Below are 22576 nucleotides of genomic sequence, written 5' to 3' on the forward strand. Positions count from 1 at the left end.
GGGCATGGGCGCAGCCAAGGCGGGCGACAGTATCTTCAACGCCGCCGACATCCACATCGTACTGGTACCGAGCCCGGGCGGACCGGTGCCGACCCCGCAGCCGTTCCCGTTTTCCGGCAAGATCGCCAGCAATACCAGTCTGAACGTGCGCATCAACGGCAGGCCTGCGGCGACCGTCGGTTCGATGGCCAACAATGTGCCGCCGCATATCGCCGCCAGCGGCCAGTTCCAGGTGCCGCCCACCAATCTCGGGCAGGTGATGCTTGGCAGCTTGACGGTCCGCATCAACGGCAAGGGTGCCGCGCGCGCGGGCGACCTGTGCGAAACCTGCCACGACCTGCCGCCGGCCGGTCCGCAGGCGCCGCCGCCGACCGTGCAGGTGGCCGGCATGAGCACAGTGAGGATGGGCTAGCGATGGCCACCGGCGCCGATTTCCTGGGCCAGGGCTGGGCGTTCCCCGTGCAGACCAGCGGCGGGCGCGTGCTGTTCGCGGCCGGCGCCGACGACATCGCCGAAGCCATCCTGATCATCTTGCAGACGGCGCCAGGCGAAAGAGTGATGCTGCCGGCCTTCGGCTGCCGCATCAATGAGCTGGTGTTCTCGGCCGGCAATGCCAGCGCCAGCAGCCTGGCGCAGCTGTACGTGAAGCAGGCGCTGGACCGCTGGGAGCCGCGCATCCAGGTCACTGGCGTGGCCGCCCTCATCGACGCGCAACAGCCCAATTGCCTGCAGGTGTCGGTCGATTACCTGATCCGCTCGCACAACCAGCCGGCCAATCTGGTCTACCCATTCTTTCTCAAATAAGCCAGGACATACGCATGGACATACAATTGATCAACGACCGTCTTGCCGAATTAAAAAGCAACGAGAGTGCGGGACAGGCGCAGCTGCAGGCGCTGCAGGACGAATTCAACGAGCGCAAACGCCAGCTCCAGGCAACCTTGCTGCGGATCAGCGGCGCCATCCAGGTGCTTGAAGAGCTGCGCGCGGAAGCGGCAGGCGAGCCGCGTCCATGACTTCCCCGACGCTCGACTTCCGCGATGCCGAGCAGTTTTATGCGCAGACGCTGGCGCTGGCCAAGGCCTACGTGCCCGAATGGAGCGGCTACTGGAATATGCTGCCGCCAAGTGCGTCGGACGTCGACCAGGATCCGGGGCTGGTGCTGCTGAAGCTGTTTTCGCAGCTGGCCGCGTACACGGCCGATATCGAGAACGCCATGCCGGAGCAGCGCCGCCTGGGGTTTTTCCAGTTCATGAACATGCAGTTGCGCGCGCCGCTGGCGGCGCAGGCGCCGCTGCGCTTCCTGCTCAAGGCCGGCCAGCCGGTGGCGACGGTGCCGGCCCAGTGCGCGGTGCTCGATGCGCAAGACCAGACGATCCGCTTCCAGACCAACGAGACCCTGCTGGTGCTGCCCGCCACGCTGTCGGCGGCGCTGACGGTCATTCCGGCGCAGGACCAGTTCATCGATGCTTTGCCCAGCCTGCTCGGGGACCAGGCCGGGGTGCCGATCTTCGTGGCCAGCCAGCTGGTCGATCCGGCCGAACAGCCGCTCGGGCACTGGTTCATGATGGGCGATCCGACCCTGTTCAAGCCTGATGACGCGCTGCAGAGCATCACCGTCACTCTGACCGGCAAGCAGCTGTACCCTGAATATTTCGGACAATGGTTCGATGGCGCGCTGACGCCGCTGACGACACAGTTGACCAGTTCATCGTCGGAGCGGCAGCTCGACATCGTGCTGGGCATGCCGCCGCGCGCGGCCGCCGTGCCGCTGGCGCAGCTCCAGCGGCAGTTGTACCGGGCGGGCGAGCCGGGCGCCGGTTTCGACGCCGCACCCTTGAGCGGGCAGGATGGGGAAGCGCAATACTGGCTGCTGGTCAAGCCCGCGCCGCAAGTCAAGGTGCTGGCCTCGCTGGCCCAGCAATTGCCCGTCATCACGGGGTTGAACTGCACCTTCAAGGGCAAGGCCATCGTGCCGCAGCAGGCCGCCTGCAATGGCGTGCTGCTCGATATCGCCAATGGCGCCTATCCGTTCGGCGAAACGCCGAAAACCAACGATGCGTTCTATCTGCGCTCGGACAGCGTGTTCGCCAGGACCGGTGCCCTGGTGACGATCTATTTCACACTGACGACCTTGGAATACACCTTTCCGGTACGGCTGGTCTGGCAATTCTGGGACGGCTTGCAATGGAGCGCCTTCAACGCCACCACCACGGACGCCAGCACCTACCAGTTTGTCGACAGGATCAACAATTTTCAGTACGATAGCCCGGACGGCCCCACCTGCATCCAGTTCGCCTGCCCGAAGTTCGGCCCGGGCACCGTGGCCGGTTCCGAAGGGCTGTGGATACGCTGCGTGATCGCCGAAGGCGGTTACGGGCAGCAGGGCGGCATTGCCAGCACCAGCGTCAGTACCACCATCGACGCCATCCCCGCGGATGTGCTGGGCCAGGCGCAAAAACTGGGGGTGAGCAAATACCTCAACGACGTGGCCGGCGTCAACTTCAGCTACACGATTTCCCAGCCGAGCTACTACCCGCCGTTCGTGCTCTCGGCGCGTATCGAATACAGCTTCGCGGCCAAGCCGCAGAGCTTCTGGAGCTACAACGCCTTCACCCTGAGCCGTTTCCTGTTCAGCCCGTTCAAACCGGTCGACGCGCTGCTGACCGGCTTCTATTTTGCCTTCGACGATGCGGGATTCGCCGCCGCCTGCGTCGGCAACAAGCTGGTCCTGTATTTCTATCTGCAGCAGGAACAGGCCGCCCCCGGGCGCACCCTGCAGTGGGAATACCACGACGGCCAGCAGTGGCGGGCGCTGGCGGTGGACGATGCCACTCACGGCTTGAGCCGCTCTGGCCTGGTCGGCTTCGTGGTTCCGGCCGCGATGCAGGCGGCCTACCTGTTTTCGCAGATGGCATTCTGGTTCCGCATCAACAATGCCCATGTCGACCGTACCATCCGTCTGTATGGCATGTATCCGAACACGGTCATGGCGTCGAACCTGACCACCCTGGTCGATGAAGTGCTCGGATCGAGCAACGAGCAGATGTTCCAGCAGTTCACGCTCGACTATCCACCCGTGCTGGCCGACCTGCTGCTGTGCGTGATCGAACCTGCCGGGCTGATGGCGGGGCAGGACCCTGGCGCGGCCGAATTTGCCGATGCGGAGCTGGCGGACGTGCGCGTGGGCGTCGGCGAGGTGGCGCGGCGCTGGACCCAGGTCGAGAACTTCGCCTTCAGCGGTCCGACCGACCGCGTGTATACGCTCGACTATGCAAACGGGCTGCTGACCTTTGGCGATGGCTACAACGGCATGATCCCGCCGCCTGGCCACAATAATATCGTCGCCATCCGCTACCACCATACGCAAGGGCTGGCGGGCAATGTGGGCGCTGGCGCGCTGACGGTGCTGCGTCCCGGCATCGCCAGCATCGCCGCAGTGGCCAATCCGGCCCCGGCGGCCGGCGGGGTCGGCTGCGCTACGCGGGCGGAACTGGCGGCCACCAGTCCCGCGCTGGTGCGTGCGGGTGGCTGGGCCGTGCAACTGCAGGATTTCACGGCCCTGGCCGGCGCCGTCAGCGCCCAGGTGGCACAGGCGCGCGCCGTGGAGGCCGAAGGCAATACCATCCGCATCGCGGTGCTGCCCCTGTCCACCGATCCGCTGCCGTACGCCACCCCGGCGCTGCTGGACCAGGTGGGCGCGTATGTCCGGCAATACTGCCTGGCGGCGCTGGTCGGGCGCATCGGCATCGAGGCGGCGCGCTATGTGCCGGTGTCCGTCACGGCGCAGCTGGCGGCCCGCATCGCGCCCGACCAGGTGCAAGCCGAACAGGCGCGCATCGCGGCGCTGCTGCGCGCCTATTTCCAGCCGGTGTATGGCGGTCCTCCCGGGCAGGGCTGGCGTTTCGGCCAGACCGTGCAGGCGTCCGCCATCCATGTGCTGCTGCGCGGCCTGCCTGGCGTGACCGGCGTGCTTGGCCTGAACGTGAATGGGCGCCAGGATGGCAATGTCGTGCTGGCGCCCACCGAGCTGCCCGTCGCTGGCAGCATGCTCGTGTATATCTCGGCGGTGTAGCCATGGCCTTCGAACTGCCCGACCTCGACCGCAAGAGCTACCAGGAACTGGCTGCCGACCTGGTGCGCCGGATCCCGCAGTACACGCGCCAGTGGACGGACTACAACGATAGCGATCCGGGCATCACCCTGCTGCAATTGCTGGCCTGGCTGGACGAGTCGCTGCTGTACCAGGCCAATGCGATTCCCGTGCAGACGGACGAGAACTACCTGCGCTGGGTGCTGGGCCTGGCCTTTTCCGGCAACCAGACCGCCTACAGCCTGGCCGCCAAGGCCAACCATGACGCCGCCTTCCTGGCCTTGCAGCAAGTGCTGGCGCAAATCGAACAGGGCGCCGTGCTGAACAAGCCGACGCTGCAGCAATATGTGCTGACCTATATTGGCCGTCCCTACATGGCGCTGACCTTGCCGAACATCGACACGCTGGCGCTGGAAACCAACCAGGTCATCGCGCAGCAGGCTGCCGGCGGCACGGGCGCCACGCCGCTGCTGGTGCGGCGCGCGTATGCGCAAAGCGCGGGGGAGGGCAGCGTTGCCTGGATACTCAGCGATGCGCAATGGCGCTACCAGTATCCGCCGTATCCGAACCAGGCCGGCAACGGTAAACGCAATAGCACCACGCGGCGCAAGGTGCTGATGATCGAGGCCGCCGACGACGCGGCCGCCGAGCGTACCTTGCTCACGGCAGTAAACAAATACCTGGCCCCGCGCGTGATCGCCGGCAACCGGGTGCAGGCGCGTGCGGCGCAGTTCACCGACATCAACGTGACGCTGGTCGCCGGCTGCGTGCCGACGGTGCGCCTGGATGTCACGCTGGGCCTGCTGTTCGCGCGCCTCTTCGCCTACTTCCTGCCCTGCGAAGGGGGGGACGCCGGCCAGGGCTGGCCATATGACGAGGCGCCCACCGAAGCGGCGCTGCGCCAGCTGGTCCTGGCCATGCCGGGCATCGATGCCATCGACGAGCTGGTCTTCGATTTCATCCCCACCCTGGCGCTCGACCGCATGGCCGTGCTGGACGTCAACGCCCAGCTTGCCGATCTGCCGCCCGGCACGCCCGCGATGTTTTACCGGGGATTGCCGCGCCTGCGCTGCCTCGATGTCAGCGTCAGGAGCAATGCCGCATGAGCGCGCCGTCAAGCTACCTGCGCTACCTGCCTGCCGTGTACAGCACCACGCAGCCGGCTTTTCTGGCGCAGTACCTGAAGATTTTTGAAAAGATATTGACCGGCATCGGCGACGCGGAGCTGGGCGGGCGCAAGGGCATCCATGAGCTGCTGCAGGCGGACGTCATCGGCAACCTGTTCTATCCGCGCCTGAGTTTCCTGTTTTCCCCCTCGGACACGAGTTTCATTCCGCCCATCTCAGACGCGTCGGCAAAGCAGGAAACGGCCATCCTGGCCGACCTCGACGCCTATATCCAGGTGCCCGCGCCCAACGATCCGCTGGCCGGCTACGTGGCCGCCGCGCCGGGTGCATCGGACCCGAACGCACCCATCGAAGCCTGGCTCGACGATTTTCTCGACTGGCTCGGCGGCTGGGTCGCGCTGGCCGTCGACAACGACTGGGACATCGACCAGAAGCGCACCGTGATCGCGGAAATCATGGCCCTGTACCGCATGCGCGGGACCTTGCAGGGCTTGAGCATGCTGGCCAACCTGCTGCTCGGGCTGCCCATGGCCATGCATGGCCAGCAACTGGACGACAGTGGCAAGTGGATTGCCATCGACGGCACCGTCTCGGTAAACATCAGCGCGCCGGCCGCGCCCGACATCGTGGCAAGCGACCTGGCCGGCAGCGCCTTCATCGTGCGCGACGCTTACGTTAGCGGCGCGCCCGTCGTGGCGGGCTACCTGCCGTGGCTGTTCAACGTGCAGATGGTGCTGCCGAACGCGCACAACCCGCTGTTCATCCTGACGGCTTCCAACGTGGCGCAGATCCAGGCGCTGTACGGCCGGCTCGAGCAGTTCCTGCGCGTCATGAAGCCTGCCGCCAGCAACTACATCATCACGATCGTACCCAGCATGCAGTTGCAGGCGCAAGGCTATGCCAGCGCGCTGGGCGTCAATACCTTACTCGGCCAACAAGGAATCCAGACATGAGCACCATCATCAAGGCGGACGTCGCCGACCACCTGAACTACCATACCGGCATGTTCCTCACGTCGGACTACATGACGCTCGAGCAGAATTACTTCAGCAACTGGTTCTGGCTGCAAAACCAGTACCTGTTCTCGTCCGGCGTGCTGAACGGCATGCTGGTGAGCCAGGCCGGCAATACGCTGGCCGTCAGCCAGGGCGTGGCCTTCGACGATGCAGGCCGTTTCCTGATCCTGCCGTCCGGTGGGACGCCGCTCACGCTGCCATCGGATGCCAGCAGCCCCATGCTGGTGTACGCCTATTATCCCGACACCAGCGCATCGACCGCCAACGTGGTCAGCGAGGCGGCCCAGTTGCTTGCCGCGAAGAAGGTGCCCGCGAATGGCGTGCTGCTGGCCACCGTCACGCTCGACGCCAACAAGGCCATCGTCAGCGTGACGGACAGCCGGATTCCTGTGACGAGCCGGCTGCCGGCCGCGCTGGGGGACGCGAGGGCAAGCGCCGCGCCCGACACTTTCCTGCAGGGCACGCTGACGGTGCCGGCGGCCCAGCTGCAAGGCGCGGGCGCCAGCACCAGCGTCACCGTCCATTTCTATGATACGCAACAGGATGCCTTCAGCGCGCCGCCCACCGTGATGGTGACGGTGGGCGGCAGCGTTCCGTACGCCACCGCCGTTGCTTCCGGCACGGCGCAGTTCGTCGTCACGCTGCTGGCGCTGCAGGCGGCTGGCGGCGGTGGCGATATCGCATTGTCGTGGATCGCCATTCCCGGCACCAGTTCAGTGTCCAGCGCCAGCATCCGGGAAAAACCATGAAACAGCCACGTGTCGAACGGCCCAACTATTTTTCGGGCGAAGCCTTGCTGACGGACGATTTCCGCTGCGAGCAGCAATATCAGATGGACATGCTGGCGGCGCGCAATGTCAGCCTGTACCTGTATGGCATCGCGCATGGCCTCGAGGTTGCCGCCTCGGCGGATGGGCAACCGAGCCAGCTCGAAGTATCGCGCGGCATGGCGATCGACGCCCTGGGCCGGCAAATCATCCTGCTCGAGCCGGCCGTGCTGACGTTCGACAAGCTGGACCCCGGCGCGACCTATTTCATTACCATTAACTATTTCGAGGTGTTCGCCGACCTCAGCGACGAGAGCGGCACGGCCGGCTACAAGCGCATCGTGCAGCAACCGCAGATCCAGTACTTGCGCAATCTCGACCAGCCCGGCAGGAACATTTTACTGGCGGTCATTTCCCTGACCACCGAGGGCAGCATCAACAGCCTGACCTACAAATCCGGGCGCAACGAGCGCCGCTATGTGGGCAGCAGCGTCGGTTCGGTCAATTTCGTCACGGAAGGGGCGGGCGTGAATCAGGCCTTTTCCGCGCCATCTAACATTGCCGGCGCCACGGTGCCGGCGGACTACGCCAGCATCAGCGCGCGCCGCGAAGGCAGCCGCGCCGATGACTATTACCTGGAGTTCGACGCCCCGCGCGGGCAGTTCATGGGTCTGCTGACGGCGCGCAACAACCTCGGCGTGGGGACCGACAATCCGGTCGCCAACCTGCAGGTCGATGCCGTGACCATCAAGGGCAAGGGCACGATCAGCTGGGACAACCAGCTGGTCACCTTCTCGGATGCGCCCGCGCCGTTCCTGCAAGTGGGCGACCAGCTCATCGCGGACCCCTCGGTGCGCATGGGGACGGCCCAGTGGCGCACCGTCAGCAAGATCGTCCAGGATGGTTGGCAAGTCGAGATCGACGCTGCCTTTTCGCCCACCACGATGCCGGCGCCCGGATCGGGCTACACCTACATGCGTTCGGCCCTGGCCCGTTTTTCGCGCAGCGACGGCACCTTGCTGCAGGTAAGCCTGGACGGCACCGTCGGCCTGGGGGTGCAGGCGCTGGCCAAGGGAGGCTCCGCCAGCGCCGGGCCGAATGCGCTGGTCATCGGGCGGGACCGCAACGTCGGCATCGGCCTGAACGAAGGCGCGCCGCGCGCCGCCCTCGACGTGCAGGGGCAGATCCTGGCCGACAGCCTGACTGCCAGCGGCGCCATCAAGGCCCAGAGTTTCGAGGGCAACGGCTCCAAGCTGCAGGGCATGGCCATGCTCAGCTACTGGACCAAGGAGTCGCCGGGGCAGGCGGCGAGCCGGCTGTTCTACGATGGCGGCAACGTCGGCATCTTCGACCGCAGCCCGGCCGCCTCGCTGAGCGTGGGCGGCGGCAGCGCCTTTATCGGCAATGGCGTCATCAGCTCGATCAGCGCCGATGTCGTGCAGGGTTACAACACCACGTTCCAAGACCAGGTCAAGGTGGGCGACCTGATCGCCATCGGCACCCTGAACCAGCAGCAGGCGGTGCTGGCCAAGACGCCTGCCAGCGATACGGAACTGGTCCTGACGACGCAGTTTGAAATCCCCGTCATCAATTCGCCCTACAGCTACCTGGTGTCGGGCACGGTTGAACCGGTCACCGGCCCCGGCAAGGTCAGCAGCAACGGCACGACCATCACCGGCACGGAGGGCACCAAGTTTACCGCCTTGTCGGCCGGCGATACCCTCCTGATTCCCCGTTTCACTCCGGCGGCAGTGCAGGTACAGAGCGTTGCGCAGGTTGCCAGCGATACGCAACTGACCTTGTCCGCGCCGTACGCGGGGAAGGTCGACAGCCTGCCTTACCAGCTACAGGGGGCCGACGGCGCGAAGACGGACGGGGCAGGGACCATCAGTATCGATCCGGCCACGCCGACCGTGGTCACGGGTACTGGCACCGCCTTCCTGAGCGCGGCGAAGGCGGGCGACCAGCTGTTTGCCGCGGCCGATCCGCAGACACTGCCGCGGCTGCTGCGCGTCAAGTCGGTCGATAGCCAGACCCAGCTGACCTTGCTGGAAGGCGGTGCCGCCACGTCCCCCTTCGCGGCTGCCACGTCGGCCTACATGGTCAGCGCGGGCCTGCTGGCCCAGTTCAAGGCCAACGACGACAATGCCATCCTGGCACCCGCAGAAGAGGCGGGGCTGCCGCCGGCCATGCTCATCGTCAGCAATAGCGAGCCGCCCAACTACAACACGGTCGCCATCAATCTCGCGCTCACCGACGTCGACACGCAATACGCCCTGCAGGTAAACGGCCCCGTTAGTTTTGCCAGCGGCGCGGCGACCTTCGACAATCTGACGGCCGACACCATCTGGGCCCAGGAGTCGCTGGCGATCGGTGGCACCGGCTTTGCCGCCGGCGCCAATCTGCTCAGCGTGGCCGCGGTGGGCGGCGCGGCGCCCACGCTGGCAGTGACGCCCAGCGAGGTGGCGGTGACGGGCGGCTTCAATGTCGCCGGCGACGTCAAGATCGCCGGTAACGTCACGGCAACGGGCACGTTGCAGGCGGGCACGTTGGAAGGAGAGATGCTCGGCGAGCGCGCGCAATATCACAATCCGTCGTTTCCTTTCAAACAGCTTGCGGCGAGCGACGGCATCCTGATGGCTTTCATGGGAACACTGACGTTCGATTCGCGGCTACCGGCATTTTTTGGCATCTTGCAGGGCGCGACGGTTGACGCCAGCGGTCAATCGACCAGCGCCACCTATGTAACGGCTTTTACCCAGCCCGTGACCGTGAAAACCGGAAAAAAGGGCGTCACGACGTACCACGTTCCCGTTCCTGGCGTGTTTACGCTGCCGGTGAGGCAGGGCGAGACGTGGCAGGTCACGTTGGTCACCAATCAAGATGCAGGCGAAGCGCCGCCCGATGTCGTGCTGACCTGGGTACCAGCCGGTGCAGGCGCAGGGGCATTGGGCGCCGTCATGGCGGGGCCGGACATCAATCCGAACCGGCTGATGGCCGACTCGTTCCTGAACCTGCAGGAGCGCATGGCCAGCGGCCAGGTGCCAGGCACGGTCACCGCCACGGCCCAAGAAGTGATCGATGGGCGCGTCAACGACCTGACCCAGGTCTTTGGCGACCTTACCCACATGAGCGCGGACGAGGAAGAGCGGGCGCAGTTCGTGCGCGACCTGCAAAAGATCGTCTGCTCGCCAGCCTTGCCTGGCGAAGCGGAAGTCGTCAAGCCGCTCGATCCGCAGGCGGTCCAGGATTTGATCGACACCTTCGGCAAGGCCAGCGGCCACAGCTTTACCGACGAGCAACGCGGCCTGCTCCAGGCCGGCGTCGAGGCGCTGGTGCAAATCAATGACAGCGAGGCCAGCCGCGCCGACCTGGGATTGATCAAGAAGAATATCGGCATGTTCATCGGCAACGTGCAGCAGGTGCTGGGCATCGAGTTCAGCAGCACCGACACGCGGCTGCTGACACGGGCGCTGGTACGGCTGGTCGGCGATGGCAGCCAGAACGATATGTGAAGCATTTTCGCACTTGCCTGACAGGGCAAGACATTTTGATGTTGCATCCAACCATGGAGTTGTCATGAACCGTAAGCATAAACATAGCAATGACTTTGGCGCGCGCACCACTTATTCGCAGGCCGACCTGGTCGAAGGCGTTTTCAGCACGGTGGCCATCAGCGACGGCTTCGTCATGGCCAGCATCGGTCAGCCGACCATCACCGCCGCCTACCTGGGCATGCTCGAGGGCAGCACCATCGATGCTGGCGGCAGCGTAACCAGCCATACCTATGCCACCGGTTGCACCCAGGCGGTCACCGCATCGTCCGGCAAGAAAGGAGCGCACACGTATTTCATCCCCTTGCCAGGGAACTTCACGATGACGGTGCGGGCCGGCGAAACCTGGAAGATCCAGTTGACGGCCGAACCGGCGATCGGTCCCGCACCCATGGTGGAGTTCGTCTGGACGCCGGAAAACGCCAGCTCCATCGCGCTGGAAACGCGTCCCAGCCCCACGGCTGCGGCAATGGCGCAGTTGCGCGAGGAAGTCTCGTCGGGGCGGTTGCAGGAAAACCTGCTGGCTTCGGCCCAGCGCACGATCGATGAACGGGTGGGCGACTTTGCCCATGTGTTTGGCGACGCCACGAAGATGAGCAATGACGAGGGCGACCGGACGCGCTTCGTGCAGGGCCTGCAAAAAATCGTCTGCAGTGCCAGGCCCGCCGGCCAGCCCGTCGATAACCGGGTCGACGATGCCGACCTGGTCGGTCTGGTCGCCGCCTTCGGGCAGGCTACCGGGCGCAACTTCGGCGTGCAACAGCAGGATTTGCTCAAGGAAGGCATCCGCGCGCTGGTGAAAATCAATGAAAATGCGGCCAACCGGGGCGACCTGGGCCTGATCGATGCGAATGTCCGCCTGTTCCTCGACAATGTGCAGCGCGCCACGGATATCAGCCTCGGCAATTCTGACCGGCGCTTGCTCACGCGTGCCCTGGTGCGCCTGGTGGGCGACGGACGCCACGGCTGATGCCCGTTCCGTTCTTCCGTTTGCTGGACGAGGCCGCCTGTGACGATTGGGTCTTGCGGGTGTCGCTGCTGGCACGCCACTGGCGGCGGCGCCATGCCGAAGTGCCCTTTTATTCATTGGGACTGGCGGCTTACCTCGACGCCGGTGCGGGCCCGGCCGGCCTCTACTGGAACCGGCCGGAGCGCGAACGCAGCAACCGCCTGCTCGCGGCCCATTTTGGCGCGCTGCTGCAACTGGTGCTCGATTGCCTGGAGCGCCATTGCGGGCTGCCGGCCCGGTTGGCGCCCGAGGCCGCCTGGCCCGGCTTTCATATCTACCTGCCGCACCCGGCATTCGCCGAGCCGGTGGCCAGCGTGCACCGCGACTTGCAATACCGCGACGTGTTTGCAGGCCGGCATTTTGGCGCGCAGGACTTGCTGAGCTTTACCTTGCCGCTGAGCGTGCCGGCGGGCAGCGGCCTGCATCTGTGGCGGCGCGAGGAGGGTCAACCCGACTTCATCGCCTACCACCACGGACAGATGATCGTGCACGACGGGCTGGCGATACACCAGGCGGTGCTGGCCTGCGGCAAAGGCGGCCTCGAGCGGATCACCATGCAGGGCCATGCGGTACGCCTGGATGGACAACTTCTTTTGTATTGGTAAGAGCATGAATCCTGACCACAGCGCTGAAGAGATCGCATCGTTCCACCTGCCCGTGCTGACGCCGCAGCAATGCGCGGACGTCGTCGAGCGCCTGCTCGACCTGGAACCGTTCTGGCTCAAGCGTACCCGGCATTTCCCGATCCACACCCTGGGGGCCACGTATTACTACGATATCGTTGGCATGCCGGCGCGTCCGTACGAACGGCTGGCCCGCCAATATAATCCTTTTCTGCTGGATCATTTCGGCGAAGTCTATGACGCCTTGCTGGCGTCCCTGGGCGCCGCGCTGGGCCAGCCTGTCGTTTATCACCCGGCGCTCGCCTTGCCCGGGTTTCACATGTTCGGCGGTCATCCCGCCCTGCGTGCCTCGGAAGACCTCGACCTGGTGCACGAGCAATGGCAGGGCGGGCGCGAGACGGCCGACTTTCCGGGCAATCCCATCCACCTCGATCGCGGCCACCTGGCTGTCGGCCTGGGCGCGGCGCCGACGCTATCGGTGACCTTGCTGATTGCCGCTGCTGGGCGGGGCGCCGGCATGAAAATGTGGCCGTTCGGACTCGAACGCACGGGCAATCTGGATGAAAGCGAGATCCTGGCGCTGCTGCAGCGCGAACCGTTCGAGCAGATCCATTACCAGACGGGGGCCGCTTTCATCCATTCCGGCCGTCGCTATCACCAGGCCCGCGGCTTCGACGGCGCGCCCGGAGACTATCGCATCACCTTGCAGGGCCATGCCGTTTGGCAGGGCGGGCAATGGCAACTTTTCTGGTGACACCATGTTCTTTCGCAATGATCAGTTCTCCTTTACGGCCTGCCTAGAGCAAGGCTGGGAAAGCGTGCTTGACGAATGCCTGGCGCTGCCGCATGCCGAGTTCGACGCCTGGCCTGAAACGGGGCTGTACAACCGCGGCTGGGATGTCTACGGCCTGGTGCTCGAAGGCCGTCCGATGCTCGAGAACGCCATCTTCTGTCCGCGCACGCTGGCCTTGCTCGGCTGCGTCCCCGGCCTGGTGACAGCGGGCTTTTCGCGCCTGGCGCCCGGCACCGAGATCGCGCCGCACGTCGGTTATACGGACCGGGTGCTGCGCCTGCACCTGGGCCTGCGCAGTTCGCCCGACTGCGCCTTGCGGGTGGGCACAGCCGTGCGCCATTGGCAGCCCGGGCGCTGCCTGGTCTTCGACGACACGCAGGAACATGCGGCCTGGAACCGCGGAGCTACCGACCGCCTGGTGCTGCTCGCCGATTTCACCAAGCCGGACGGGGTGTGAAACGATGAGCGCCCAGCCAGCCACGGCCGCCACCGACAGCGGCGCCTATGCGGACAACGCGGCCCTGCTGCAGGCGCTGCGCACGCTGGCCGACAATATGATCGAGCTGGCCCTGCTGGCACGCCAGGCGGAGGCGTCCGCACCACCCGAAGCGGCGTCCGGCGCCACCCTCGAGCGCCTGTACCGGCAAGCCAGCCAGCTGGGTGCGGGGAGCGCGGGCGGCGCCGATGCGGCCGCGCGGCTGGGCGCGCGCATCGAACAGCAGTGGCAATCGCTGGGCCAGCGTGCGGCAGCCACCGTCGAGGCGCAGATTTTCATTCCCTGGATCCATGTCTGCGCGCTGTTCAACCTGGACCGGCCGCAACAGGAGGTCTTGCTGTTTGGTTTGCTCAGCGAAATTGAATGGCGCTATGGCGCCATCGTGCGCGCTTTCGGCAGCGCCGCCAGCGCCGAGGGCAGCGAAGGCTGGATCGACCTGGCCGGCCTGGATGCCATGCTCGCCGCTTGCCGCGGCACGCGCCCGGGCTTGCAACGCTGCCTGCTGGCCGATGCCGCCTTGCTGCACTGGGAACTGATCGTGCTGGCGCCCAACACCAGCCTGGCCGGACTGGACGGCAGCTATCGCCTGAGCGAGCCGATTGCCGCGTATCTGCTGGCCCAGTCGGCGCCGCGCCTGTGTCTCGAGCGCCCGCTGACCAGTCTGGACAGTACGCTGGCGCTCGACGAGCACCTGGCCGATGCCCAGGCCCTCGCGCAGCTGGCGCGTTTCATCGGGCACTGCGGCCCGGCGCAGGCGCGCGCGGCCAGCCATGTGCTGCAATTGCAAGGGCCGGACCTGTGGCTGGCCCGCAGCCTGTGCGCGGCGACGTTTGCGACGATGGGCATGGCATGCGTCGAACTCGACGGCAAGGAAATCTGGCAAGCCTATCTGAATGGGCAAAAGAACCGCCGCACCTTGCTGGCGCGCCTGCGCCTGTTGTGCCGCGACGCGTTGTTGTGCAACCGCATTTTCGTGCTCCTGCATTGCCACTGGCTCGGCACGCAGGAGGGCGCCGACGACGACCTGCTCGACGAGGTCATGCAGGTACTGTTCGAGAGCCAGCCCTACCTGGCGGTCTTGAACGGTCCCGCGCGGCGGCTGTCCGACCTTGCTTTTCGGTATGCCCGGCACGAGGTGGCGGCCGTCCTGGTGCGCATCCCGGCGCCGGACAGCCGCTTGCGGCGCGCCAGCTGGCTGCGCCATGCGGGTACTTTCGGCGTGGACATCGACGATGCCTTGCTCGCCAGGCTGGTCAATCAATATCTGCTGACGCAGGAACAGATCGTGCTGGCGCTGAAGGAAACGGCGAGCCGGCGCATGCTGCAGGCCGAGGGCGAAGAGGGGGGCGCCGGCGAAATGCTGCTCGACGCCTGCCGCGCGCAGAGCAACCGTGAACAGATGAGCGTTGCCCATGAAGTCAAGACCACCTACCGCTTCGGCGATATCGTCTTGCCGGATGCCACGCGGCAATGGCTGCAGGAAGTATTGCAATATGCACAGCAGCGCCATCAGGTCATCGAGGAATGGGGTTTCAACCGCAAGAACGAATATGGCAGCAACCTGTGCATCCTGTTCTATGGTCCGTCCGGGACGGGCAAGACGATGGCCGCGTCGATCATCGCCAATGAACTGGGACTGGGCCTGTACCGCATCGACCTGGCCAGCATCGTCAGCAAATACATCGGCGAGACGGAAAAACACCTGGCCCAATTGTTCGACCAGGCCGAGGCGATGAATATCGTGCTGTTCTTCGACGAGGCCGAGAGCCTGTTTTCGAAACGCACGGAAACGAAGGATGCGCACGACCGCTATGCCAACCTGCAAACCGGTTATTTGCTGCAGCGTATAGAAAGCTACACGGGGATCGTCATCCTGTCGACCAACCTGATGGCGAATATGGACAAGGCCTTTACGCGGCGCTTCAAGTTCATGATCGAATATCCGTTTCCCGGAGGCGCACAGCGCCTGCAATTGTGGCGCAGCGCCTTTCCGCCCGCCGTGCCGCTGGCCGGCGACATCGATTTCGAGCTGCTGGCCGAACGCGCACCCCTGAGCGGCGCAAATATCAACAGCATCGCCGTGAGCGCCGCCTTTCTCGCGGCGGCCGAGCAGCAGGCGGTGGGGCAGCGGCACTTGCTCAAGGCGACGGAGCGCGAGTACCACAAGCTGGGCAAGGTGTTTGCGCCCGATGATTTTCGCTGGGACGATGATGCGTAGCGCGAGGGCGCCTGCGCGCGGGCGGCTGCCTGCCGGCATGCCGGAAGGGGGCGCAGCCGATGGAGCATGAGCGCCTGCGGCATAAACCGCGTTCGACGGCGTACACGGCAGCGCGCAGCGGGCCGGACACGCCGCAACTGCGTGGTGCCGATGGCGGCACGCCGATGCAGCAGTACCGCTATGCGCGCAGCCCGGCCAGCCTGCCACGGCAGCCAGGCCAGGCGGCGTCCATGGGGGCGCAGGGATCGTCCGCATTCCGGGCCATCGCGGCGGCGATGGGCGAGCAGCATGGCGTCGACACCTCGACGCTGCGCGCCACGCATAATTCCCCGTTTCCCGCCACCGTGGAGGCCGATGCAACCTTGCAGGGTAACAAGGTCCATTTCGCGCCCGGCAAGGATAGCGAGCCGAACATCAAGCACGAGGTCGGGCATCACATCATCAATGTCTTGCGGGGGACGCCGCCCCGGACCGATGGCCGCGTCAATGGGCAAGCCGTCAATACCAGCGATGAAGCCGGCGCTGATCGCCTGATGCGGCAGCCGCTGCAACGCAAGGCAGCGCCGCCCCAGCCGCTCGCAGCAAGCGGCCAGGAGCATGATAACGGCCCCGTGCAGCGCACCATCGGCTCTGCGAACCGCTACATCAGTGACAACGAGCTGTGGCGGAATGGCCGCAACGACGTGTTTTCCCTGCTGGCAGAGCTGTACTGGGAAGGATCTGACGAGTATGACGAAATCTACCGGGAGTTGATGCAGGACCTGCCTGAATTTCCCGGTCCGGCGACGGATGGCTGGGATCCCGTGACCTCTGTTGACGCGGAAATGTTCTTGGCGGAGGAAATCGAGAAATTGGGTGCCATGTATGGCGACATGCCGGAAGGCGTGCGCGACAGAGTCATTGAATGGAATGGCAAGGTTTCGCGGCAGGGACTGGCACGCAGGAAAGAAAAGAGCTCGGATGCCGCCAGAAAACGCTCCAAGGTGATGAATGCCGCAGGCGACAGCCTGAAGCTATACCATGCCAAGACCGCCCCGACGAAGAACAAGCAGCCGCCGGGAGGCCAGGGGAAGAGCGTTTTTTTCAATCAGAATCAGTTCGATTACTTCCGTTCCAGCGCAGCCAATGTACAAAGGGATATTCTTGGACTGACAGGAGATACCAAGCGTGGTGACGCAGCGTTTGTTAATCAGTTGAGTCAGATCTACAAACCCGCCAGTTCGACGCTTGCAAATGAAGAGGAAGAGCAATCGGCACTGCTGAAAGATGATGTCGAGCCGGATGAGGGCAGTCCGCTCGGTACCATCGTGTATCGGAATTCGGGTGGGCAAGGACATCCCGGTCCCAAATTGGGCGCCGAGGTCAACAGCTTTACTTACAATCTGCTGCTGAAAAACTCGACAACCAGGACTTACGCACCCGCGAAAAAAATCGGCGTTCCCAAGCAGTACCTTAATTCCAAAAAATACCGTACTGAGGCAAGGAAGCTGGTGCATCACGACTTCGATACTCCAGAAGACTATGAGGCGGAGTTGTTCAGGCATTATCGGCAAATCGTGTCCGGGGCAAAGCGGATTTACGGGGATAACGAGTGCATGTTCGATTCATATGCGTTGAAACTGGTGTATGCCGGCATGGCTGGCGAGACGAGTTTCTTTACTTATCCGGCCCTTATTTTTGAAATTCAGGACAAGAACAACCTTGGTATCGATGTTCCAAAGATCAAACAGGGGATTCTTGATAAATGGAATGCTGTCAGCGCTGTAACAATGACCGAGCGGCAAAGTTTTGGTTTTTTGTATCCCGCCATCAGCGACCTCGAAAAATCGATCCGGATATGGCCAGGGCAGTATGACATCGAGGCGTTTCTCGCCACGCTGCAGAAGGTGATATCACCTCACGCCGATGTGGCGCGCAGCCGCCGCAGGCGGGGCGGCCGCTTGTCTCTGCTGCAAAACACGCTCAAGCGCAGCATGAATCTTGCAAAGGGCGCAGTAAATCGGGTGGCAGTGGAAAACGACAAGGTCAAAGTTTTGCTCAATCGTATAGCGAGTAACTATGGCAAAGGATTGCAAATATTGCAGCAGTGGCGCAGCTGGCGGACCGACGTGTTGTTTGCAGAGGCGACGCAAGTCATTGAAAACCTCAATGAGGCGGCACTCCACCTGTCGACGGAGTATGAGCAGAGCGAGGCCAGGGGAAAAATGGAAGCCGCTGTCTTGCGCCATTACACGGGCCCCGTCCAGGGTGCTGGCTATACCATTGCATCGTTCTACCTTACCCACAGCGGGCAGCAAGGTTCGAGCAGCGCGATGATGTTTCACGGGGCCGACGCGGCCTTCGTGAAAAAAAAGGTCAAGGACAGGGGGCCGGTGTACTTTGAAACCATGACCTCCACGGCGGGCACCAAGTCGCTCAGCCTGGTCGATCCTGCCTATAACTTTACCACCAGAGAAGAACTGGCTGACTTTGGCAAGCAAAAAACCGGTGATGCGCAGATCTACGACATGACGAATATGGAGCCTGCCGCGCTGCCTGGCCTGTTGGGGAAAAATACGCATGCCAAGGTCACGCTGTATGCAAGCCTTTCGAAACACTTCCAGTTCGGAACCGACAGCACCAATCTGGGCTTCGTTATGCATTTGCAAAAGGCCGGGGATGAAGCGCCAGTCGGCAGCTATTTGCCGAAGGGCGCGGTGTGGGACATGGGGGCAACAAGGGTGTCAAAAAAACCAGCCTATGTGCCAGCCGTGCCGTCTGCGCTCTACCATCATGCATCGTTATTGCTCGATGCACAAACCGGCACGAGTAAGGTCGCAGGCAAGCGCAAGCGCAAGGAGGATTCGTGAAAATGCCCGCCAGCAAAGCTGACCATGACGCATGAACCATTGCGGCACAGGCCGCCCACGCAGCCCGCCACGGACACGCGCCGCGCGCTTCCTGTCGTCCAGCGGCACGGTGGGCACGGCGGCACCGCCATGGCGAACTTTCGCTATGTGCGCAGCCCGGCCGGCGGGCCTGCGCCCGATGCCAGGCGCGCGCCGCTGCCATCGGCGCTCAGGACCGGCATAGAGCAGCTGTCGGGCATGGCGATGGACCGGGTAACGGTCCACTATAATTCGCACCAGCCTGGCCTGGTGCAGGCGCATGCCTATGCGCAAGGCGGCGACATTCATCTGGGACCTGGCCAGGAAAGACACTTGCCGCATGAAGCCTGGCATGTGCTGCAGCAAAGGCAAGGCAGGGTGAAGCCCACGATGGCGGCGCATGGCATGGCGCTCAACGATGACCGCGCGCTCGAGCAGGAGGCAGACCGGATGGGAAGCCGGGCCATGAACGCGATGCCCGCGCGATCGGCAAGCCTGCAGGTTCCCGCGCCAGCCACCGCCGCGCCGGGGGCAATGGTGGCGCAACGGGTCATCTTCAATGGCACCGATTACAAGGACGATCCGAAACACAATAATAGAACGATCATCAGCGATGCGCTGGACGCCATCATCGAGGCACAAAATGGCACGGTGCTCGATCCGGACAGCTGGATCAGCTGGGTCGATTCGATCAATGTCAAGCTGCAGGCCAGTGGCCCGACCAAGGCGATATTGAAGGAAATCTCGCAGTTTTATCAGCAAGTGGCGGAGCTCAGCTTCAAGGTCAATCCGGTGCTGGCCGAGGCATGGCGGCGTTGCCGGGACGCCACGTCGAACTGGAAAGATTACAGCTTGGTGGGCGGAAAATTCAAGGACAAGTTTACTGAGTTGCTGGACGAAATCAGCACGGACTTCCCTACGCTGGCGGCCAAGGCAAGCACCGTCACGACCTTCAAGGTCAACAAGGAGCACATGGTCAACAAGGGCGCGAAATTCGGTGGCGGGCAAACCGATTTCGATAACCTGATGTATGCGGCCGCTCCACCAACAGGCTCGACAGCGACCTTGTCGGAGTTTCACAAGTCCCTCCATGCGATGAAACCAGGCACCGGGAAGGTGAACTACAATGCGCTGCATCCGGATATCCGCAAGGTGATCGAGGATGAACAAAAGAAATACAATGAACATCTGATGGGCAAATTTATTTAGATCGATTGGAAAGCGGCCTAGCCATGAACACCATCCCTTCTGACGTGGCGCTGGCGCGCCTGGATCGTTCGGTTCGTCATCTGACATCATTGGGCCTGCCGCTTCCCCCAGGCCAATTGCCTTTGCCACCGACATTGAGCGGTGCCGTGCGCAGCGCACGCGACACGGCAGGGCGCGCCATTTGCCTGTGCATGTGCGCCTCGCGCGCCGAAGGACTCGCGACGGAGCTTGCCTCCGACCTGATCGCGGACCTGGGCGCCGCGTCCGCATTACGTCCCCTCGAAGCCGCATTTCTCGACCCGCAGACCGATCCGGCACAGCGGGGACCCGTGTTCCAGTGGGGCTTCGAAGCGTGCTGGGCGCTGTTATGGGCCTTGGGCAAGGCTGGCAGTCTGGAGACGCCGACGGCCACTTGCGACCCGCAGCGCATCGCGGCCATGATCACGGGAGCCGGCTCGATCGATGCGCTGGCTGAGCCATTGCGCGGCGATGGGGAACTTCTCGATGCGCTTGACCTGAACACGCGCCTGCTGGCCGTGTGCCAGCAAGCGCGCTTCGTCGACGTGCCAGGGGGATTGATCGGGCAGGTCATCGCGCAGCGCCAGTTTGCCTTGCTGTGGCTGCTGGATCCGGCAGCTGTGCCGTGGGAGGAGATCGAAGTGGCTGTTTGACGTGGCTCACAGGCGCTTGCCTCAAGCGTCCGGTGAAACGCTTGCTCCATGGCGCCACGCCCGGCACCGCTGTTTTGAAACTGCAGCCCTGTTTCTAGCGGGCTTTTTTTATGGCATCCATTCCGGCTGCCATTGCCTGTTCTCCTGTCATGATACCGCCTGCTTGTTTTACTAGTGGTAATTGGATAGTTGAAAGACAGTTACCAAAGAGGTAAAGTTCTCAAGAAATAAATAAAGTTGCCGCGTAGAAATAATTAATTTATAATTTCCTTATGTAAATAATTATTTAAGGCAACATATGCACCTGCGCTTGACGCCATGGTGCGGTGTATTTTTGTTTAGCAGCACCCTGTGTGCCGCCGTGTCCGCGCAGACCCGTCCTGAAATCGCGCCGCCCCTTTCCAATACGCCTGGCAGCAGCCAGCGCGACGATGCCAGCCAAGAACTGATACGCCAGCAAGAACGCGAGCGCCTCCTGCGCCAGCAGCAGGAACGCAATCCCGACGTGCGCCTGCTCGAGGTGCCGGCGGCCGTGTCCGCCAACCGTCTGCCCGCGGGCGAGTCGCCATGCTTTACCATCGACCACCTGCAATTGCGGGGCGAGGACGCCGAATTGTTCCAATGGGCGCTGGGCGCCGCCAGCCGCGATGACCTGGGTGCGCCGGACTCTGCGCTGGGACGCTGTCTGGGCACGCAGGCCATCAATGTGCTGATGGGCCGCATGCAGAACGCCATCATCGCGCGCGGCTTTGTCATCACGCGCGTGCTGGCCGAGCCGCAGGATTTAAGCAAGGGTACTTTAACCCTGACCTTGATGCCGGGGCGCATCCGCCAGATCGGCTTCGCGCCCGGCACGAATCCTCGTGCCACCTGGTGGAATGCCATGCCGGCGCGCCCGGGCGATTTGCTCAATGTGCGTGATACGGAACAGGCGCTGGAAAACTTCAAGCGCGTGCCGACGGCCGAAGCCGATATCCAGATCATGCCGGCCGAGGGCGGCAATGCGAAACCGGGCGAGAGCGACCTGCAGATCCAGTGGAAGCAGGGCTTACCGTTCCGCCTGGCGCTGGGCCTCGACGATGGCGGCTCGCGCTCGACAGGCAAGCTGCAGGGCAGCGTGACCCTGTCGTATGACCATTGGCTGACTCTGAATGATCTGTTTTACCTGAGTCTGAACCAGAACGTCGACGGCGACCGTAACGGTCCGCGCGGCACGGCCGGCATGGTGGCCCATTATTCTATTCCCTACGCCTACTGGCTGCTGGCCTTCACGGCCAGCGACAGCCATTACCACCAGTCCGTGGCCGGCATCAATCAAGATTACAACTACAGCGGCGCGAGCCAGAATCGCGAAGTGAAACTGTCGCGGCTGGTCTACCGCGATGCGTCGCGCAAGACCACCGTGTCCCTGCGCGGCTGGCAGCGCGCCGCGCAGAACTCCATCGACGACACGGAAGTGGAAGTGCAACGCCGCCGCATGGCCGGTTGGGAACTCGGCATCGGCCACCGTGAATTCATGGGCCAGGCCACGTTTGACGTCAATCTGCAGTACCGGCGCGGCACGGGCGCGATGGATGCGCTGGCTGCGCCCGAGGAAGCGTTCGGCGAAGGTACTTCGCGCATGCGTTTGCTGCTGGCCGATGCGGCCCTGTCTGCGCCGTTCACGCTGGCTGGCCAGCCACTGCGCTACACCGGCAACTGGCGCACGCAGCACAACCGCACGCCGCTGGTGCCGCAAGACCGCTTCGCCATCGGCGGGCGCTACACGGTGCGCGGCTACGACGGCGAAAGCAGTCTGTCGGCTGAACGCGGCTGGCTGCTGCGCAACGAGCTCGGCATGCCGCTGGGCAGCAGCGGCCAGGAAGCCTATGCGGGCCTGGATCACGGCGAAGTATCGGGGCCATCCGCCGAATGGTTGATCGCGCGCCGCCTGACGGGCGGCTTTGTCGGCTTACGGGGGCAATGGCTGGGCGTGCAGTACGACGCCTTTGTCAGCTGGCCTGTGCACAAGCCTGAACTCTTTCGCACGGCCAGCCATACGGCCGGCTTCAGCTTGAACGCCAGTTACTAAGACGCAGCTACCCGCCAGCCGTTCTTTCTCCCTTTATCGCATCATTTAATTGTCATTAGGAC

The 22576-nt window shown here is 63.8% G+C and carries 17 protein-coding genes; all 17 read left to right on the plus strand.

Translation table 11 applies throughout. The features are described 5' to 3' along the window. The first annotated feature begins 4 nt into the window (after positions 1-4). The 17 genes from CSQ91_RS04565 to CSQ91_RS04645 all read left to right on the plus strand — a co-directional run bounded on the left by CSQ91_RS04565 (position 5) and on the right by CSQ91_RS04645 (position 22514). Positions 5-412 carry a PAAR domain-containing protein gene (locus CSQ91_RS04565; protein ID WP_257217218.1) on the plus strand — a complete coding sequence of 136 codons (408 nt, stop codon included), beginning with the start codon at positions 5-7 and terminating at the stop codon, positions 410-412. A gap of 2 nt (positions 413-414) precedes the next feature. Then, positions 415-804, plus strand: a complete 390-nt coding sequence (locus tag CSQ91_RS04570; protein ID WP_034777759.1) for a GPW/gp25 family protein — start codon at positions 415-417, stop codon at positions 802-804. A 14-nt stretch (positions 805-818) separates the two neighbouring features. Beyond that, positions 819-1016, plus strand: a complete 198-nt coding sequence (locus CSQ91_RS04575; RefSeq protein WP_034777761.1) for a hypothetical protein — start codon at positions 819-821, stop codon at positions 1014-1016. Then, positions 1013-4075: a baseplate J/gp47 family protein gene (locus CSQ91_RS04580; protein WP_099387485.1), complete on the plus strand. Its 3063-nt coding sequence runs from the start codon at positions 1013-1015 to the stop codon at positions 4073-4075. The genes CSQ91_RS04575 and CSQ91_RS04580 overlap by 4 nt, the downstream gene beginning before the upstream one ends. A gap of 2 nt (positions 4076-4077) precedes the next feature. Next, positions 4078-5199 carry a hypothetical protein gene (locus tag CSQ91_RS04585; RefSeq protein WP_099387486.1) on the plus strand — a complete coding sequence of 374 codons (1122 nt, stop codon included), beginning with the start codon at positions 4078-4080 and terminating at the stop codon, positions 5197-5199. Further along, the gene (locus CSQ91_RS04590) at positions 5196-6173 is read left to right on the plus strand and encodes a phage tail protein (protein ID WP_099387487.1); all 978 of its coding nucleotides are present in this window, start codon (positions 5196-5198) and stop codon (positions 6171-6173) included. The genes CSQ91_RS04585 and CSQ91_RS04590 overlap by 4 nt, the downstream gene beginning before the upstream one ends. Then, entirely contained in the window at positions 6170-6985 is an 816-nt protein-coding gene (locus CSQ91_RS04595; RefSeq protein WP_099387488.1) for a hypothetical protein, read from the plus strand. The genes CSQ91_RS04590 and CSQ91_RS04595 overlap by 4 nt, the downstream gene beginning before the upstream one ends. Beyond that, positions 6982-10518: a hypothetical protein gene (locus tag CSQ91_RS04600; protein WP_099387489.1), complete on the plus strand. Its 3537-nt coding sequence runs from the start codon at positions 6982-6984 to the stop codon at positions 10516-10518. The genes CSQ91_RS04595 and CSQ91_RS04600 overlap by 4 nt, the downstream gene beginning before the upstream one ends. A 64-nt stretch (positions 10519-10582) precedes the next feature. Then, entirely contained in the window at positions 10583-11527 is a 945-nt protein-coding gene (locus CSQ91_RS04605) for a hypothetical protein (RefSeq protein ID WP_099387490.1), read from the plus strand. Beyond that, entirely contained in the window at positions 11527-12171 is a 645-nt protein-coding gene (locus tag CSQ91_RS04610) for a hypothetical protein (protein WP_099387491.1), read from the plus strand. The genes CSQ91_RS04605 and CSQ91_RS04610 overlap by 1 nt, the downstream gene beginning before the upstream one ends. A 4-nt stretch (positions 12172-12175) precedes the next feature. After that, on the plus strand, positions 12176-12943 hold the full coding sequence (locus tag CSQ91_RS04615) for a hypothetical protein (protein ID WP_099387492.1): 768 nt from the start codon (positions 12176-12178) through the stop codon (positions 12941-12943). Between the two features lie 4 nt (positions 12944-12947). Continuing rightward, positions 12948-13439: an aspartyl/asparaginyl beta-hydroxylase domain-containing protein gene (locus tag CSQ91_RS04620; protein WP_099387493.1), complete on the plus strand. Its 492-nt coding sequence runs from the start codon at positions 12948-12950 to the stop codon at positions 13437-13439. A gap of 4 nt (positions 13440-13443) precedes the next feature. Beyond that, positions 13444-15696, plus strand: coding sequence for an ATP-binding protein (locus CSQ91_RS04625; protein ID WP_099387494.1), 2253 nt, complete (start codon positions 13444-13446; stop codon positions 15694-15696). Positions 15697-15755: 59 nt separating this feature from the next. Continuing rightward, positions 15756-18545, plus strand: a complete 2790-nt coding sequence (locus tag CSQ91_RS04630) for a hypothetical protein (RefSeq protein ID WP_143450939.1) — start codon at positions 15756-15758, stop codon at positions 18543-18545. A 129-nt stretch (positions 18546-18674) separates the two neighbouring features. Beyond that, on the plus strand, positions 18675-19772 hold the full coding sequence (locus tag CSQ91_RS04635) for an eCIS core domain-containing protein (RefSeq protein WP_257217321.1): 1098 nt from the start codon (positions 18675-18677) through the stop codon (positions 19770-19772). 23 nt (positions 19773-19795) lie between these two features. Continuing rightward, the gene (locus tag CSQ91_RS04640) at positions 19796-20443 is read left to right on the plus strand and encodes a DUF4272 domain-containing protein (protein WP_099387495.1); all 648 of its coding nucleotides are present in this window, start codon (positions 19796-19798) and stop codon (positions 20441-20443) included. A 298-nt stretch (positions 20444-20741) separates the two neighbouring features. Beyond that, complete coding sequence (locus CSQ91_RS04645; protein ID WP_099387496.1) at positions 20742-22514, plus strand: ShlB/FhaC/HecB family hemolysin secretion/activation protein; 1773 nt, start codon at positions 20742-20744, stop codon at positions 22512-22514. Positions 22515-22576: the final 62 nt, after the last annotated feature.

The organism is Janthinobacterium sp. BJB301 (assembly GCF_002735685.1).
Taxonomy (GTDB): Bacteria; Pseudomonadota; Gammaproteobacteria; order Burkholderiales; family Burkholderiaceae_D; genus Janthinobacterium; species Janthinobacterium lividum.

Coding starts and splice junctions, on each gene's coding strand:
- CSQ91_RS04565 (WP_257217218.1), top strand. CDS start 5: ATGGGCGCAGCCAAGGCGGGCGACAGTATCTTCAACGCCGCCGACATC.
- CSQ91_RS04570 (WP_034777759.1), top strand. CDS start 415: ATGGCCACCGGCGCCGATTTCCTGGGCCAGGGCTGGGCGTTCCCCGTG.
- CSQ91_RS04575 (WP_034777761.1), top strand. CDS start 819: ATGGACATACAATTGATCAACGACCGTCTTGCCGAATTAAAAAGCAAC.
- CSQ91_RS04580 (WP_099387485.1), top strand. CDS start 1,013: ATGACTTCCCCGACGCTCGACTTCCGCGATGCCGAGCAGTTTTATGCG.
- CSQ91_RS04585 (WP_099387486.1), top strand. CDS start 4,078: ATGGCCTTCGAACTGCCCGACCTCGACCGCAAGAGCTACCAGGAACTG.
- CSQ91_RS04590 (WP_099387487.1), top strand. CDS start 5,196: ATGAGCGCGCCGTCAAGCTACCTGCGCTACCTGCCTGCCGTGTACAGC.
- CSQ91_RS04595 (WP_099387488.1), top strand. CDS start 6,170: ATGAGCACCATCATCAAGGCGGACGTCGCCGACCACCTGAACTACCAT.
- CSQ91_RS04600 (WP_099387489.1), top strand. CDS start 6,982: ATGAAACAGCCACGTGTCGAACGGCCCAACTATTTTTCGGGCGAAGCC.
- CSQ91_RS04605 (WP_099387490.1), top strand. CDS start 10,583: ATGAACCGTAAGCATAAACATAGCAATGACTTTGGCGCGCGCACCACT.
- CSQ91_RS04610 (WP_099387491.1), top strand. CDS start 11,527: ATGCCCGTTCCGTTCTTCCGTTTGCTGGACGAGGCCGCCTGTGACGAT.
- CSQ91_RS04615 (WP_099387492.1), top strand. CDS start 12,176: ATGAATCCTGACCACAGCGCTGAAGAGATCGCATCGTTCCACCTGCCC.
- CSQ91_RS04620 (WP_099387493.1), top strand. CDS start 12,948: ATGTTCTTTCGCAATGATCAGTTCTCCTTTACGGCCTGCCTAGAGCAA.
- CSQ91_RS04625 (WP_099387494.1), top strand. CDS start 13,444: ATGAGCGCCCAGCCAGCCACGGCCGCCACCGACAGCGGCGCCTATGCG.
- CSQ91_RS04630 (WP_143450939.1), top strand. CDS start 15,756: ATGGAGCATGAGCGCCTGCGGCATAAACCGCGTTCGACGGCGTACACG.
- CSQ91_RS04635 (WP_257217321.1), top strand. CDS start 18,675: ATGGCGAACTTTCGCTATGTGCGCAGCCCGGCCGGCGGGCCTGCGCCC.
- CSQ91_RS04640 (WP_099387495.1), top strand. CDS start 19,796: ATGAACACCATCCCTTCTGACGTGGCGCTGGCGCGCCTGGATCGTTCG.
- CSQ91_RS04645 (WP_099387496.1), top strand. CDS start 20,742: ATGCACCTGCGCTTGACGCCATGGTGCGGTGTATTTTTGTTTAGCAGC.